Here is a 15,799-nt window from a genome sequence, read left to right as displayed (position 1 = left end):
GGCCGGATGGGGATCAAGGCGTTCGACCGCGACGACTGGCGGTGGCTGAACGAGCCCCGCTCCTGGGACCACCGGGACGGGCTCACCATCACCAGCGACCCGGACACCGACTTCTGGCGCACCACCCACTACGGGTACGTGCGCGGCTCCGGCCACGTCCTCGGCGTGCCGCTGACCGGCGACTTCACCGTCTCCGCCTCGTTCACCGGCGACTACGCCGCCCAGTACGACCAGGCCGGCATCGCGCTGTGGATCGACGAGCGCAACTGGATCAAGGCGGGCGTCGAGCTCGTGGACGACGAGTTCCAGGTCAGCACCGTCGTGACGCGGGAGCTGTCGGACTGGTCCGTGGCGCCCGGCGGTCCCGTGGGGCGGGTCACGATCGCGGCGGCGCGCGAGGGCGACGCGGTGACCGTCCGGTACGGCGCGGGCGACGCCGAGCCGACCACCCTGCTGCGGCTCGCGTACTTCCCGCCCGAGGTGGAGGTGCTGGCCGGGGTGATGGCCGCCGCCCCGACCGGCCCCGGCTTCACCGTCCGCTTCGACCGGGTGCAGGTCACAACGGCCTAGGGCTTACCGTGGTCACGTGCGGTTGAAGTTCCTGTTGCAGCCCGGCTGGCTGGCGTTGACGCTGGCGGTCTGGGTGTTCGCGGGCGCGTGCTTCACGCTGCTCGCGCCGTGGCAGTTCAGCCGCGACGCGGAGCGCGAGGCGCAGAACCACGCGGTCACCTCGTCCGTCCGCACCGACCCCGTGCCCGTCGCCACGCTGCTCGACCGGCCCAACGCCGAGGTCGAGTGGCGACGCGTCACGCTCACCGGCCGCTACCTGCCCGACGCGCAGGCGGTGGCCCGGCTGCGGACCGTGCAGGGCGAGGCCGCGTTCGAGGTGCTGACCCCGTTCCGGCTGGTCGACGGCCCGGTGGTGCTGGTCGACCGGGGTTACGTGCGGCCGGTCAACGGCATCAAGGTGCCCGACCTGAAGCCCGTGCCGACGGACGAGGTGAGCGTCACCGCGCTGGTCCGGCGCGACGAGTCGGACACGCGTGACGCGTTCCAGGAGGACCGGCACCGCCAGGTCTACTCGGTGAACTCGGCCGTGGTCGGGCAGGCCGCGGGCCTCGACATCCGGCCGGGGTACTTCCAGCTCACCGAGGGCCAGCCCGGCGTCGAGGAGGCCCTGCCGCTGCCCAAGCTCGACGCGGGACCGTTCTTCTCCTACGCGCTGCAGTGGATCGCGTTCGGCGCGATGGCGCTCGGCGGCTGGCTGTACTTCACCGTCCGCGAGATCCGCCCCGGCGGCGCGCTGCGCGCGCAGGACGAGGGCAGGACCAAGGTCAGGCGGAAGTCCGTCGCCGAACAGCTCGCCGAAGACGAGGCCGCACCAGCGCGATGACCGCGGTCACGGCCGCCGCCGACGCGCCGACCACCCGCGACAGCTCCACGGCGCGCGTCACGTGCCCCGCGTCCGGGTTGCGGCCGTGCCCGAGCACCGGCCGGTCCTCCGCGCCGTGCGCGTACACCGTGCGACCGCCCAGCCGCACCTCCAGCGCGCCCGCGAACGCCGCCTCGACCTGGCCCGCGTTGGGGCTGGGGTGCGCCGCCGCGTCCCGCCGCCACGTCTTCCACGCCTCGCCCGCCGACCCGCCGACGACGGGCGCGCCGGCCGTCGTGAGCAGCGCCGCCAGCCGTGACGGCAGCAGGTTCGCCACGTCGTCCAGCCGGGCCGCGGCCCAGCCGAACCGGCGGTAGCGCTCGTTGCGGTGGCCGATCATGGCGTCCAGCGTGTTCACCGCGCGGTAGCCGAGCAGCCCGGGCACGCCCGCGACCGCGCCCCAGAACAGCGGGGCGACGACGGCGTCGGACGTGTTCTCCGCCACGGACTCCACGGTCGCCTTCGCCAGGCCGAGCGTGTCGAGCGTCCTCGGCTCGCGCCCGCACAGGTTGGGCAAACGATTGCGCGCCGCGTCGAGGTCGCCGCCGTCCAGCTCGCGGCCCATCGCGGTGCCCTCGTCGGCCAGGGACGACCCGCCGAGCACCACCCACGTCGCCGCGGCCGTCGTCAGGGCCTGCACCACCGGGCTGCGCCGGCCGAGCCGTTCCACCGCGACACCCGCGAGGACCGTGCCGCCGACCAGGACCGCGGTGTGCGCCGCGCCGGCGGGGCGGTGGTCGCGGTACAGCCGGCGCTCCAGCGCCGCGGCGGCCCGACCGAATCCCGCTACCGGGTGATACCTCTTGGGGTCGCCGAGCACCGCGTCAGCGGCCACGCCCAGCACCAACCCCACCGCGCGCCCCAGACTCACACCGGCACGGTAGCCCGCAGGTGTCGGACCGCCGCATTAGGGTGGCCCACCGTGGAACCAGCCGGCCGCCTCAAGCTCTACGCGTACCTGGACGCGCGCGACCACCAGCGCACCTACCTGGCGATCATGCGGCTGTTCACGTCCACGCTGCTCGCCGACCTGTCCGCGGGCGAGGTCGCGGGCGCGCTGGCGGGCGCCGAGCGCGAGGGCCGGGTCGAGCCGGGCGAGTCGCGCATCGAGAACGTGCTCAACCGGCTGCGGCAGCTCGTCGAGTGGGGCAACCTGGTGCAGGGCAGGCGCGAGGTCGTCGCGTCCAGCATCGCCGAGTTCCAGCACGGCAGCGTGCGCTACCAGGTGAGCAAGCTCGCGGTCCGCGTGCAGCGGGACGTGGACGAGCTGCTGCGGGTGCCGGAGGGCGCGCGGGAGGTGTCGCGCGAGCTGCTGCCCGCCGTCGAACGGGGCCTCGACCGGCTGGGGCGGTCGCTGTCGGAGGCGTTGATCAGCGGCGCGCCGCGCACCCGCGAGGTGCTGGCCGAGCAGGTCACCACGCTGTTCCTCCAGCACGCCGAGCTGGCCGCGACCGTGCGCGACTTCTACGCGTACCTGGGTCAGGTCGTGACCCGGCACCACCTGGCGCCCGACGAGATCTCCGGGTTCCGGAACCTGCTGGTCGAGTACATCCAGATGGTCGTGGAGGACGTGCTGCGGCACACCCCGGCCATCGCCGACGCCCTGGCGCGCGTCAACGCGGCGCGGTCCGAGCTGCTGCGCCTGCTGGGCCGGGCCGACCTGGGCGACCAGGTCGAACGGGCCCGCGGCCGGTCGGCGGAGGACTGGCAGGAGCTGACCGACTGGTTCGTGGACCGGCCCGGCCGGCCGAGCCAGGTGACGGCGCTGCGCGAGGCGACCGCGCGGGCCATCGGGTCGCTGCTGGCGAGCGTGAAGCGGGCCACGTCGGGCGGCGGGCTGCTGCCGAGCCGCCGGGCCGAGCTGCTGAAGCTGGCAGGCTGGTTCGACTCGGGGTCGCGGGCACGGGCGCACGAGCTGTACGCGGCGGCGTTCGGGCTGTACGCGGCCCGGCACGTGTCGCCCGCGCCGGAGCACGACCGGGACAACGAGCGCACGCCGTGGCGGGACGGCCCGGTGGTGGACGTGACGGTGAGCGTGCGCAGCCGGGGCGACCGCGGCGCGCGCGGGCGGACGTCCCGCATCCTCGACGACCCGATGACCGAGCAGTCGCTCCTGGCCGAGGCGCGCGAGGCCGACGAGCGCCGGGCGGCGTCGGTCGCGGAACTGGCGGCGGCCGCGCCCCGGCTGGCCGAGACCACGTTGTCCGGCGAGGCGCTCGGGGTGCTGTGCGAACTGCTGACGTTGGCGATGGCGCAGCGCGACACGGCGGCCGACCCCGGCTCGGCGACGGACCCGGTGCGCGGGCTGCGGGTGACCGTCGCGCACGCCGCCGGCCAGGCGACGCGCATCCGGTCCGCCGCGGGCACGTTGACCCTGCACGACTCGACGTTGGTGCTCGACTGATGTTCGACGACCTCTCCGAGATCGACGCGGCGAACGTGGTGCGCTGCGCCCGCACGCTGCTGCGGCGGCCGCTGCTGCGCGCCGACGGGCCGGACGGCGAGCTGCTCACCCTGGTCTACCGGCACCGGGCCGCGTTGCAGGACCTGTTCGCCCGCGCGCTCGGCTACCGGCTGGTGGTGGAACGGCGGTTCGCGCGGCTCTACAAGTCCGGGCCCGGCCACGACGACTCGCGCGGCGTGCTCGGCATGTCGCCGCGCGGGTACGCGTACGTGGCGCTGACCATGGCGGTGCTGACGGGGACCGGGAGGCAGGCCTTGCTGTCCCGGCTGGTGTCCGACATCCGCGCGGCCGCGGTGGAGGCCGGGATCGCGGTCGTGGACGACGTGGCCGACCGGCGGGCGTTGACGGCGGCGCTGCGCCACCTGGTGTCGCTGGGCGTGCTGCACGAGACCGAGGGCACGGTCGACGTGCACGCCGAGGCGCTGATCACCGTGGACACGGACCTGCTCGGGCAGCTGCTCACCGGGCCGGTGGCCGAGGCGTCGACGCCGGAGCGGTTGGTGGAGCTGGCCGCCCGGCCCGGCCCCCGCGGCGTCGAGCACGCCGTGCGGCGCAAGCTGGTGGAGAACCCCGTGGTGCTGTACGCGGACCTGCCGCCCGAGCAGGCGGACTGGTTGCGGCGCAACCAGCGCAAGGAGACCGCGCTGCTGGAGACGTGCTTCGGCCTGCACACCGAGTGCCGCGTCGAGGGCGTGCTGGCGGCCGACCCCGAGGACTACCTGACCGACCTGTACTTCCCCGGCACGTCCACCGTGGCGCGGATCGCGTTGCTGGCGCTGCCGGACCTGCTGTCGTCGGAGCCGCGTCCCTCCGACGGGCGGCACGCCGTCGCCCGGGAGGAGGTGCGGTCGGTGTGCGGGCGGTTGGTGGAGGACTACCCGAACGCGTGGTCCAAGCAGTTCACCGAAGACCTGGACCGGCTGGCCGACGAAGTGCTGGAACTGCTGCGGCGCATGGGGTTGGCGGTGCCGTCCGAGGACGGCTGGCTGCTCAACGCCGCCGCCCACCGCTGGGTGCCGGAACCCGACGGCGACCCGGAGCGCGAGGTCGAACCGGTGGCGGTCGTGCCCGAGGTGCCGAGCTGGTCGTTGTTCGATGAGGAGAGCGCGTGAACAGGTGGCGGCTGCACAGGGGCGGCATCGTCAACATCTGGCAGTACACCGAGCAGACGTTCGACTTCTCCGGTGGGCGCGCGATCTTCCAGGGCACCAACGGGTCCGGCAAGTCGCGCACGCTGGAGCTGCTGCTGCCGCTGTGCCTCGACGGCGACCTGCGGCAGGTCGGCTCCAAGGGCTTCGACACGGTGTCGCTGCGCCGGCTCATGCTCGACGACTACGACGGCGGGCCCAACCGCATCGGGTACGCGTGGGTGGAGCTGGCGCGTGACGGCGAGTACCTGACCTGCGGGTTGGGCGTGAAGGCGTCCAAGACGTCGCAGGCGATCACCGACTCGTGGCGGTTCATCACGTCCGCCCGGGTGGGCGACGGCCTGGCGTTGGTGGGCGCGGACCGCACGCCGCTGGGCCCGGCGCAGCTGCGTGACCTGATCGGCGCCGACTGCGTCCTGGAGGAGGCCGCGTTCCGGGCCCGCGTGGCGGAGACCGTGTACGGCGTGCCCGCGCCCCGGTACGGCGACCTGCTGCACCTCCAGCGGACGCTGCGCAACCCCGACGTCGGCCTGAAGGTGCTCGAAGGGCAGCTGGAGCAGATCCTGTCCGACGCGCTGCCGCCGCTCGACCAGGCGATGGTCGAGCAGCTGGCGACGTCGTTCGACGACCTGGAGTCGATCCGGGAGAACATCACCCGGCTGTCGGCGGCGGACGCGGCGCTGGGGACGTTCCTCAAGACGTACTCGGACTACGCGTTCGGCGGGCTGCGCGCGGCGGCCGAGCGGTTGGGCGCGGCGGAGGACGGGGTCCGCAAGCTGGAGCGGGCGTCGGCCCGGTTGTCGGCGTCGTTGGAGTCGACGTTGGCGGCCCGTGCGGCGGCGGAGCAGTCGCTGGCGTCGTTGGAGGCCGGTGAGCAGCAGGCCGAGGAGACCATCGGCGCGTTGAAGGAGCTGCCCGCGTTCCGCGACCTGCAGGACTTGCAGACGCGCGAGAAGCTGGTGGCGGAGAAGCGCTCGTCGGCGGTGGCGGCGCTCGACATGGCGAACAAGCAGCGGTTGCAGGAGGACGGCGCGGTCGACGGCGTGCTGCGGCTGCTGCGCCGGCTGGCCGACGACCTCGGGTCGGCGGAGGAGCTGGTCGAGCCGCTGCGTCAGCACCTGCGCGCGGCAGGCCTGTCGGCGTTGTCGGTCCCGGACGTCCCGCGCGTGTCCACTTTGGACGCAGCGGTGCGGACGGAGTCCGTGCGGGCCAAGCCCGACCCGGAAGCCGAACCGCTCCCCATCGAACGCCGCGTGCCTCCGGCGGTGGACGAGCTGGCGTTGGAGCCGGCGGTGGCGCGGGCGACGGAGATCGCGTCGGCGGCGCGGCAGCGCGGGGCGTTGGCGATGGCCCTGGCCGCGCGGGCGGCCGAGCTGGACACCGTGCAGCGGCAGGTGGACGCGCTCCGGCAGACCGCGCGCGACGCGCAGCACGCGGCGACCGAGGCGGCGGCGTTGCGCAACCAGGAGGCGCAGGAGCTTGCCGAGGTCGGGCGGGCGTGGCTGGCCGACGTGACCGCGTGGCAGGACGCCGGCCCCGCCCGGCCGGAAGGCGGCCTGGCGCTGCCCGCGTCGGTGGACCCGTCCACGGCGAGGGCGCTGGCCGGCGCGGCCCGTGAATGGGCCGGACCACTCGTGACGGCCGCGCGGGACGGCGCGCACGCCGTCGTGCGGCGACGGGCGGAGCTGGCGGCGTCGATCGACGCGCTGGACGCCGAGCTGGCCGGGCTGCGGTCGGGGACGGCGCGGGAACCCGAGCGGAGCCGGTTCGGCGGGGCGGCGCGGGAGGCGGGGGCCGGTGCGCCGTTCTACCGGTTGGTCGACTTCCACCCTGCCGTGGACGGCGCGGCGCGGGCAGGCCTGGAGGCGGCGCTGGAGGCGTCCGGCCTCCTCGACGCCTGGGTGACGCCGGAGGGCCGGGAAACACGATCGGGTGATCTTGCCCGGAAAATGTACGGAAACACTGTTACCGCCCCTCGGTTGAGAGAATCGGCCGCCGAGACCACCCCCCACCCCTCCACCCCCGACCCCGCAGCCCTTCACCCCACCGACCCCCAGCCCGCCGACCCCCAGCCCGCCGACCCCCGGGACGCCGACCCCCGGGACGCCGCCCACTCCGCAGACCCAGGCGCGGCCCAGGCCGGCGCCGACGCCGCCGTGCCACCCGCCGACCAGGCCGTGGAACGCGGTGTGCTGGCCGTGCCCGGTGCCGCCGTCGACGGCCCGTCCCTGGCGTCCGTCCTGGTACCAGCCGTCGAGCCGACCTCGCCCGTCCCCGCCGACGTGGTGGCGGAACTGCTCGCGTCGGTGTCCCTGCGCGCCCTGCCGTCGTCCCCGTCCCCGTCGTCGTCCTCGTCGCCGCCGTCGTCCTCGTCGCAGGGTGGCGAGGTGTCGTTCGCGGTGTCGGTGGACGGTCGGTGGCAGGCGGGCGTGTTGACCGGCGCGTGGCGGAAGGACGCGGCGGAGTTCATCGGCGCGGGCGCGCGCGAGGCGGCCCGGCAGCGCCGGATCGCCGAACTGGAGGACGAACTCGCGGCCCTGCGCGCCGACCTGGGCGCGGCGGAGGCCGAGCTGGCCGCCGCGCGCGACCTGGTCGAGCGGTGGGAGGCCCACCTCGACCGGTTCCCCGCGGATCGCGAGCTGGTCGCCCGGCACGGTCGGCTCCAGGCGGCGCAGGAATCGGCCGACCGGGCCGCCCGGCGGGCCGAGGAGTTGCGCGAGGAGCTGGCCGCCGCGCAGGCCCGCAGTGAGGCCGCTGCCGCAGAGGTCGTCCGCCAGGCCGGTGACGCCGGCCTGCCCGCCACCACCGAAGGCCTCCAGCAGGCCCGGCAGGCGGCGGGCGAGGCGCAGCGCACCGCCGACCGGCTCGGCGACGTGCTCCGCCGCCAGTGCCAGGGCACCGTGACCGACCTGACCGACGCGACGCACCGCTACCACGCGGCCGTGGCGGATCGGGTCGCGGCGGAGTCCGACGCCGAGGCGCGGTGCGTCGACTACGCGTCGCAGGCCTCGACGTTGGCCGAGGCCGCCGGCGCGATCGGCGGCGAGGCGCGGGAGATCGCCGACCAGCTGTCCACTTTGGAGCGTTCACGGCGGGAGATGCGCGGTGAGCTGAAGGGAGTGCGGGAAGAGGTCGCGTCGGCACGCGAGCAGGCCGCGAAGCTCAGCGCGCAGCTGGAGACGTCGGCCGAGCAGCTCGCGGCGGCGCGCGACACCCTGACCCGCGCGGTCGAGCACTTCAAGGCGACGATCGCCGCGCCCGGTGTGCTGGTGGCCGCGCTGCCGGACGTGCCGGAGGACGTCACGTCGGTGCGCGCGGCCCTGACGGGGGTCGACCGGCGCGGCGCGGGCGAGGCGACGGTGATCAGCAAGCTGCAGGCGTTGCAGACGTCGCTGGCCGGCAGCCACGACATCGCCGCCGAGCAGCACGTCGGCCTGCTCACCGTGACCGTCACCGGCGAGGAAGGCGCCCGTCCGGTCGCCGTCGCCGCGCGGCACGTGACGGCGAAGCTGGCCGAGCAGCGCGGTTTCCTCGACGAGCGCTACCAGAACATCTTCGCCGACTACCTCATCCGCGACCTGGCCGAGTGGCTGCGCGGGCAGATCGCCGTCGCCGAGGACCTGTGCAAGCGGATGAACGAGGTGCTGGGGCGGGCGCGGTCGTCGCAGGGCGTGCACGTGAAGCTGGCGTGGAAGCCGTCGGCGGCGTTGGACGAGGCGACGCGTGACGCGTTGGCGCTGGTCCGGCTGCCGTACGCGGAACGCACCCCCGAGCAGGACGCCACGCTGCGGCGCGTGTTCACCGAGCGCATCGAGGCCGAGCGCGACTCGCACACCGGCAGCTACGCGGAGATCCTGTCGCGGGCGCTGGACTACCGGACGTGGCACCAGTTCACCGTCACCGTGGCCGACACCGGGCCCGACGGCGGCCCGCGCGAGCGGCGGCTGCGGCAGCTGTCGTCCGGTGAGACGCGGCTGATCTCGTACGTGACGCTGTTCGCGGCGGCGGCGTCGTTCTACGACGCGGTGAGCGGCGAGTTCTCGCCGTTGCGGCTGGTGCTGCTGGACGAGGCGTTCGAGCGGCTGGACGACCCGACGATCGCGCGCATGCTCGGGCTGCTCGTCGACCTCGACATGGACTGGGTGATCACCTGGCCCAGCGGGTGGGGCGTGTCTGACAAGATCCCGCGGATGCACATCTACGACGTGCTGCGGCCGAAGAACGGGCGCGGCGTGGCGTGCACCCAGACGACCTGGGACGGCGCCGCCCTCGACCGCGTCGACCCCTAGCGCGTGTTTCAAAGGTGAGGTGACCGGCGGCGTGTCGGTGGCCGGAACGTGGCGAGGTCTCCGGTAAGTGGTTTAGCGACCAAGCAAAACCGTTGTACCGGAGACCTCGTGGCCAGCGTAGCGGCAGCGGGGCGGGCCGACTTGACCGACGCGCAGTGGGCGCTGTTGCAGCCGCTGTTACCCGTGGGGCGCAAGCCGGGCCGTCCGCCGAAGTGGAGCAAGCGGCAGTTGATCGACGGCATCCGCTGGCGGTTGCGGGTCGGTGCCCCGTGGCGCGACGTCCCGCCCGACTACGGACCCTGGCAGACCGTCTACGGATTGTTCCGCCGCTGGCAGCGGGCCGGGATCTGGAGGCAGATCCTGACCGCGTTGCAGGCCCGCGCCGACGCCACCGGGTCGATCGTGTGGGACGTGAGTGTGGATTCCACGGTCATGCGGGCGCACCAGCATGCGGCGGGTGCGCGTAAAAGGGGGATCTGCAGGTCGAACCGCCCGACACCCCGACCGGCGGGACCGAGCCGGACGATCACGGGTTGGGGCGGTCGCGGGGCGGGTGGACCAGCAAGCTGCACCTGGCCTGCGAACAACGGCGGCGGCCGTTGTCGCTGCTGGTCACCGCCGGGCAACGCGGTGACAGTCCCCGGTTCGTGCCGGTGATCGAGGCGATCCGGGTGCCGCGTCCGGACGGGGGGCGACCACGCACCCGGCCGGACCGGATTCTGGCCGACAAGGCCTACAGCTCCAAGGCCAACCGCGCCTACCTGCGGCAACGTGGGATCAAGGCGACCATCGACCAGCCCTGCGACCAGGCTGCCCACCGCAAGGCCAAAGGCTCCGCGGGCGGGCGGCCACCGACGATCGACAGGGAGATCTACAAACAGCGCCACGCCGTCGAATGCGGCATCAACCTGCTCAAACAGCACCGGGCGGTGGCCACCCGCTACGACAAACTCGCCGTCCGCTACCAGGCCACCGTCCACGTCGCCGCCATCAACATTTGGCTACGCCACATCTGAAACACGCGCTAGACGGCGAACCTCGGCGCGACGGGCAGGCGCAGCGCCGGCGGCGACGGGCACGTGCTGCGAGGCGGCGGGCCGTCGCAGCGACGGCAGCGACCAGCACGTGCCGCGAGGCGACAGGCAGGCGCAGCACCGGCAACGACCGGCACGGGCTGCGGACGGCAGGCCACCGCAGCGCCGGCGGCGACCGGCACGTGCTGCCGGGCGACAGGCAGGCGGCGCCGGTCAGGCCGGCCGAGGTCGTGGCTCCGGTCCGGTGGCCGCGCGTGGAGTCAGGCCTTGCCCGGGTGGACCAGGCCGGCCGTGCGGCGGCGGACACCGCCGGCGGCGAGGAACTCGGCGACCGGCAACGTGGCCGCGCCCAGGGCCACCGACTCGGGGCCCAGCTCGCACAGCGTGATCGTCGCCTGCTCGAACGGACGGCGCAGCGCGTGCCGGGCGGCTTCGGCGCGCACGTCGTCCAGGATGCGCGGCCCGAGGAGCAGCCCGGCCCACCCGCCGACGATCACCCAAGACGGGTTGAACAGGTTGATCAGGTTGCCGATGCCGACGCCGGTGTAGCGGGCCGTCTCGGCGAGCACGTCCCGCGCCGCCGGAGAGTCGTCCGCGGCCAGCGCCGCCAACGCCGCCTCCTGCTCGACGGGAACCGCCGCCTCCACCGCCCGGTACCGGCTGACGACGCCCGTCGCGCCGATGTACGCCTCCAGGCACCCGAGCGCGCCGCACCGGCACGGCCTGCCGTCCAGCGCCACGGTGGTGTGGCCCCACTCGCCCGCGCCGCCCGACGAACCCCGGTACAGCACGCCGTCCGCGATGACGCTCGCGCCGACACCCGAGCCGATCAGCGCGACCACCGCGTCGCCCGTGCCGCGGCCCGCGCCGAACCAGACTTCCGCCTGCCCCAACGTGTTCGCGCCGTTGTCGAGGAACAGCGGCAGGTCGGTGCCCGCTCGAAGCATCCGTTCGAGCGGCACGCCGTGCCAGCCGACGGTCTGCGCGTACACGAGGCCCTGCTCGACCTGGCCGGGCACGCCGATGCCGACGCCGAGCACGTCGCCCGCGCCGCTGTCGGCGAGGCACCGGTCGAGCCCGTCGAGCACGCGCCGCGCCACGTCGTCGGCCGAGTGGACGTCCGGCTCCATCGGGAGCGTCGCCTCGGCGAGGCGGCGCAACGTCAGGTCGAACACCTCGACCAGCACGTGCGTCTCGCCGACGTCCACGCCGACCACGGCCGCGTGCGCCGGGTTGACGCGCAGCAGCACGCGCGGCCGGCCGCCGTCCGAGTCGACCTGGCCGGCTTCGACGACGATCCCGTCGTTGATCAGCTCGGCGACCACGGTGCTGACGGACGCCTGGCTCAACCCAGTGATGCCGGCGAGTTCCTGACGGCTCAGCGGCCGGTCGAAGTACAGCGCGCGCAGGACCCGCGCCCGGTTGCCCGCACGCAGGTCCCGCACGGTCAGCTTGCGGTGCACGGCGACCCCCATCGGGCGAGTTGGACGGCGTGCCACGTCGGCCCGTCGGACAGGGACGTTAGCCGTTCACGCACCCCTGAGTACCCCATTCGACGTGCGCGTCCGCGAGCCGGCCCGGTCGTTCGACGGTGCCGCGACGTCAGTCGACGGCCGCCCAGGACTGGATCATCCGGTACGCGATGGACGCGCCCGGCGCGAGCAGCAGGTCCGGCACGCTGCCCGGCTCGGCGAGCGCTCGCCGCACGTCGGACCGGCTGACCCACCTGGCCTGCGCGATCTCGCCCTCGGCCAACCGCAGCGGGACGGTCGGGTCGCCGACCGCCTCGAAGCCGACCATCAACGACCGCGGGAACGGCCAGGGCTGGCTGCCCAGGTAGCGGATGCCGCTGACCTCGACCCCCACCTCCTCCTCGATCTCCCGCGCCACGCACGCTTCCAACGACTCGCCGGCCTCGACGAACCCGGCCAGGACGGAGTAGCGGCCCTCGGGCCACCCCTCGCCGCGGGCCAGCAGCACCTGGTCCGCGCCGTCGTGGACGAGGCAGATCACCGCCGCGTCGGTGCGCGGGTACTCCTCCCGCCCGCACTGCTCGCAGACCCGCGCCCAGCCGGACTTGATCGACTCCGTCGTCCCGCCGCACGCCGCGCAGAACCTCGCCGACCGGTGCCAGTGGAACAGCGCCACGGCCGACGTGAACAGGCCCGCGCCGGTGTCGTCGAGCATCGCGCCGCACGCCCGCAGGTCGAGCCACTGGGGCTCGTCCGTCAGCTCCGGCCGGAACCACGCCCGCCCTCCGGGCACCGCGACGTCCGTCTCGTCCTCGGTCAGCGGGACCGCCCAGTACGCCACGCCGTCCTGCTCGCCGAGCAGCACGGCGGTGTCGGGCGGGCCGTCGCCGAAGTCGGTGGCGGGGCGGTCGACCAGGCGGGATGCCTGGTCGGCCACCAACGTCCGGCCGTGCGCGTCCACGGTGACGACGCGCGCCTTCGGCCAGAGCTGCGCGATCCGCTCCGCGTCGCCGCGCAACGACTCCCGCCGGTCCACCGTGAACCGCGACAGGGCCGGCAGGTCCACCAGCTCGAAGCTCACGGCAGGGTCACGCCGCCCAACGCCCGCAGCTGCGGTGCCAGCAGCTCCGCGTCGCCCACCAGCACGCCGGTGAACGCGCTCGGCGCGAAGAACTCCAGCGCCGCCTCGGCGACCTGCTCGACGGTGACGGCCGCCAGCCGGTCCGGGTGCCCGGTGAACCACTCGATGCCCAGCCCGAGGCCGGCGAGGTTCACCAGGAACGACGCCAGCCCGCCCTGCGACGACGTCGCCGTCAGCAGCGACCCGACCGCGTACCGGCGGGCGGTGTCCACTTCGGACTCCGATGGCGGCACCAGGGCGAGCCTGGCCAGCTCGTACCGGGTCTCCAGCAGCGCCGCCGCGGTGACCTCGCTCGCCGTGTCGGCGTCCACCAGCAACGTCGCCCCGCCCGGCGTGAACTCCGGGTGCGACCGCGCGCTGTACGTGTAGCCCTTGTCCTCGCGGATGTTCTCCACCAACCGCGACGAGAAGAACCCGCCGAACACGAGGTTCGCCAGCTGCAACGCCGGGTACCGCTCGTCGGTCCGCACCAGGCCGCGCCCGGCGAGCCGGATCTGCGACTGCACCGCGCCGGGCCGGTGCACCAGCAGCACGTCGCCGCCGCTCACCACCGGCAGCGGCGACAGCGTCACGGCCGCGCCGTCACCGGTCCACTCCCCCAGCGCGCCCTCGACAGCGCGCACCGCCGCGTCCGGCTCGACGTCGCCCACGACGACCAGCACCGACCCGCGCGGCAGCACGGCCGACGCGTGCAGCGCGAGCACGTCGTCCCGGGTGACCGCCGCGACCTCGTCCGCCTCGGGCATCTCCTTGGCGAACGGGTGGTCGCCGTACAGGTGGCGCTGCAACGCCTCCCGCGCGATCACGTTCGGCTGCGACCGCGCCAACCGGATGCGCTCCACGAGCCGAGCGCGTTCCCGCGAGACCTCCTCGGCCGGGTAGGTCGCGCCGGTGAGCACGTCCCGCAGCACGTCCAGCACGGTGCCGAACCCGGACACCAGGGCGTTGCCGGAGAAGGCGAGCCGCTCCGGGTCGACCACGGCGTCCAGCTCGCCGCCGACGAGCGCGAGCTCGGTGTCCACGTCCACCCGGCTGCGCGTCGCGGTGCCGGTGAGCACCGTGTTCGCCAGCACCTCGGCGCGCGCCGCGTGGGTCGAGCCGACGCTGGTGGACGCCGGATCGCCGAACGGGATGCGCAGCCGCACCTCGACCAGCGGCACGGACGACCGCCGCACGGCGATCACCCGCAGGCCGTTGGCCAACGTCGTGTCGACGCTGTCCAGGTCGGCCGTCGCCCGCTGCTCGCCCAGCTCCGGGAAGGGGCGAGGCCCGAGCGCCGTACGGCCGATCTCCTCGGCGCTGCGGTGCTTGGTCGGGGCGCTCACTCGGTACCTCCGTCGGCAGGGTTGAGGATCAGGACGGCGCGCGAGTCGGGCCGCAGCGCCTTGGCCGCCGCGGCGACCGCGTCGGTGGTGATGCCGGCCAGCTTGTCCGGCAGCTCGTACAGCAGTTCCGCGCGGCCGAACAGCAGCTCGGCGGAGCCGAGGCCCAGCGTGCGGCTGGTCAGCCGGTCGTGCTCGCGGTGCATGGTCGACACCCAGCGGGCGGTGACCTTCGCCAGCTCCTGCTCGGTCGGCCCTTCCTCGGCCAGCCGCTGCAGCTCCTCGTCCACCGCGGCGATGACCTGCTGGGAGGCCACCTCCGGCGGGTGGATCGCGGTGATGCTGAACGTGTCCGGGTCGCGCGCCTCCAACGGCCCGAACAGACCGCACCCGGCGCCGACGTCGACCACGATCGCGTCGCGGTGCACGAGCCGCTGCTGGAGCCGCGACCCGTCGCCGTCGGTCAGCACACCCGCCAGCACCAGGTAGGTGAGGTAGGCCTCGACCTCGGCCACCGGGTCCGGGATGCGGTAGCCCAGCGCGATGGCCGGCATCGGCGCGTGCTTGTCGGTGTGCTCGGCGCGGACCTCGCCCTTCGGCGCGGCCTCGGCGAACGACGGCCGGACCGGCACCGGACGGGCGGGCACGTCGCCGAAGTGCTTCTCGACGAGCGCCGTCGCCTCTTCGGGGTCGAAGTCGCCCGCCACCGTCAGCACGGCGTTGCCCGGCGCGTAGTAGGTGTCGAAGAACGCGGCGCAGTCGTCCACGGTGGCGTTCTCCAGGTCGGTGAAGTCGCCGTAGCCGTTGTGCGCGTTCGGGAAGGTCTGGAACAGCACCGGCGGCAGGAGGATCCACGGGAACCCCCCGTACGGCCGGTTCAGCACGTTGAGTCGAATCTCCTCCTTCACGACGTCGATCTGGTTGCGCAGGTTCTCCTCGGTGAGCTTCGGCGCCCGCATGCGGTCGGCTTCGAGGAACAGTGCCCGCTCCAGGGCCGCCGACGGCAGCACCTGGTAGTAGTCGGTGTAGTCGGGGTGCGTGGACCCGTTGAACGTGCCGCCCGAGGACTGCACGTGCCGGAAGTGGGCCAGCTTCTCCAGGCTCTCGCTGCCCTGGAACATGAGGTGCTCGAAGAGGTGCGCGAACCCCGTCCGCCCCTCGGGCTCGGAGCGGAAGCCGACGTCGTAGTGCACGCTCACCCCGACGACCGGGGCGCTGCGGTCGGGTGCGAGCACCACCCGCAGACCGTTGGGAAGCGTGCACCTGTGGAGTTCGGGTAGCGCCATGAACCGCAGCCTACGGGTTCACACCACCACCGGGCTCCAAGGCCGCCCGCGTGCTGCGACACCCCGTTCCGCCCTGCGCGAACCGACCGGGTGAGGACCGGCCGACCTGCGCGGCGCCGCCCGGACCGGGGCCGCGACCACCCCGCGACCGGTCCGAACCACTGCCCGTCTCACCTGGCCACCCACCCGGTGGAGCCGACGCGTGCGGACG

10 protein-coding genes and 1 pseudogene are annotated in these 15,799 nt (G+C 74.2%); 6 read left to right on the top strand and 5 right to left on the bottom strand.

Annotated elements, in window-relative coordinates; all coding sequences use genetic code 11:
• The first annotated feature begins 6 nt into the window (after nt 1-6).
• On the top strand, nt 7-570 hold the full coding sequence (locus ACRAKH_RS04715; protein ID WP_380729337.1) for a DUF1349 domain-containing protein: 564 nt from the start codon (nt 7-9) through the stop codon (nt 568-570).
• Nucleotides 571-586: 16 nt separating this feature from the next.
• Nucleotides 587-1,393: an SURF1 family cytochrome oxidase biogenesis protein gene (locus tag ACRAKH_RS04710; RefSeq protein ID WP_380729338.1), complete on the top strand. Its 807-nt coding sequence runs from the start codon at nt 587-589 to the stop codon at nt 1,391-1,393.
• On the opposite strand, the gene ACRAKH_RS04705 is transcribed toward ACRAKH_RS04710, so the two are convergent.
• The gene (locus ACRAKH_RS04705) at nt 1,335-2,303 is read right to left on the bottom strand and encodes a cobalamin biosynthesis protein (protein WP_447009653.1); all 969 of its coding nucleotides are present in this window, start codon (nt 2,301-2,303) and stop codon (nt 1,335-1,337) included. The two genes, ACRAKH_RS04710 and ACRAKH_RS04705, sit on opposite strands and share 59 nt — an antisense overlap.
• A gap of 51 nt (nt 2,304-2,354) precedes the next feature.
• Here ACRAKH_RS04705 and ACRAKH_RS04700 point away from each other — a divergent pair, with 51 nt between their 5' ends.
• The 4 genes and pseudogenes from ACRAKH_RS04700 to ACRAKH_RS04685 all read left to right on the top strand — a co-directional run bounded on the left by ACRAKH_RS04700 (nt 2,355) and on the right by ACRAKH_RS04685 (nt 10,349).
• On the top strand, nt 2,355-3,836 hold the full coding sequence (locus ACRAKH_RS04700; RefSeq protein ID WP_380729342.1) for a DUF2397 domain-containing protein: 1,482 nt from the start codon (nt 2,355-2,357) through the stop codon (nt 3,834-3,836).
• Complete coding sequence (locus ACRAKH_RS04695; protein WP_380729344.1) at nt 3,836-5,008, top strand: TIGR02678 family protein; 1,173 nt, start codon at nt 3,836-3,838, stop codon at nt 5,006-5,008. Before ACRAKH_RS04700 ends, ACRAKH_RS04695 begins: the two co-directional genes overlap by 1 nt.
• The gene (locus ACRAKH_RS04690) at nt 5,005-9,333 is read left to right on the top strand and encodes an SbcC/MukB-like Walker B domain-containing protein (protein ID WP_447009652.1); all 4,329 of its coding nucleotides are present in this window, start codon (nt 5,005-5,007) and stop codon (nt 9,331-9,333) included. The genes ACRAKH_RS04695 and ACRAKH_RS04690 overlap by 4 nt, the downstream gene beginning before the upstream one ends.
• 108 nt (nt 9,334-9,441) lie before the next feature.
• Nucleotides 9,442-10,349: pseudogene (locus tag ACRAKH_RS04685) on the top strand (IS5 family transposase).
• A 278-nt stretch (nt 10,350-10,627) separates the two neighbouring features.
• Here ACRAKH_RS04685 and ACRAKH_RS04680 read toward each other — a convergent pair.
• From ACRAKH_RS04680 to ACRAKH_RS04665, 4 genes are all read right to left on the bottom strand, one after another.
• Nucleotides 10,628-11,842, bottom strand: coding sequence for an ROK family transcriptional regulator (locus ACRAKH_RS04680; RefSeq protein ID WP_380729550.1), 1,215 nt, complete (start codon nt 11,840-11,842; stop codon nt 10,628-10,630).
• Between the two features lie 127 nt (nt 11,843-11,969).
• Nucleotides 11,970-12,920 (bottom strand): NAD(+) diphosphatase, encoded by a 951-nt coding sequence (gene nudC / locus ACRAKH_RS04675; protein WP_380729552.1) that lies wholly within the window; start codon nt 12,918-12,920, stop codon nt 11,970-11,972.
• The gene (locus ACRAKH_RS04670) at nt 12,917-14,305 is read right to left on the bottom strand and encodes a M16 family metallopeptidase (protein ID WP_380729554.1); all 1,389 of its coding nucleotides are present in this window, start codon (nt 14,303-14,305) and stop codon (nt 12,917-12,919) included. Before ACRAKH_RS04670 ends, nudC begins: the two co-directional genes overlap by 4 nt.
• Nucleotides 14,302-15,588, bottom strand: a complete 1,287-nt coding sequence (locus tag ACRAKH_RS04665; RefSeq protein ID WP_380729556.1) for a M16 family metallopeptidase — start codon at nt 15,586-15,588, stop codon at nt 14,302-14,304. The genes ACRAKH_RS04670 and ACRAKH_RS04665 overlap by 4 nt, the downstream gene beginning before the upstream one ends.
• Between the last annotated feature and the right edge of the window lie 211 nt (nt 15,589-15,799).

The organism is Saccharothrix hoggarensis (assembly GCF_052936025.1).
This window is presented reverse-complemented; position numbering and strand designations above follow the sequence as displayed.

Coding starts and splice junctions, on each gene's coding strand:
- ACRAKH_RS04715 (WP_380729337.1), top strand. CDS start 7: ATGGGGATCAAGGCGTTCGACCGCGACGACTGGCGGTGGCTGAACGAG.
- ACRAKH_RS04695 (WP_380729344.1), top strand. CDS start 3,836: ATGTTCGACGACCTCTCCGAGATCGACGCGGCGAACGTGGTGCGCTGC.
- ACRAKH_RS04680 (WP_380729550.1), bottom strand. CDS start 11,842: ATGGGGGTCGCCGTGCACCGCAAGCTGACCGTGCGGGACCTGCGTGCG.
- ACRAKH_RS04665 (WP_380729556.1), bottom strand. CDS start 15,588: ATGGCGCTACCCGAACTCCACAGGTGCACGCTTCCCAACGGTCTGCGG.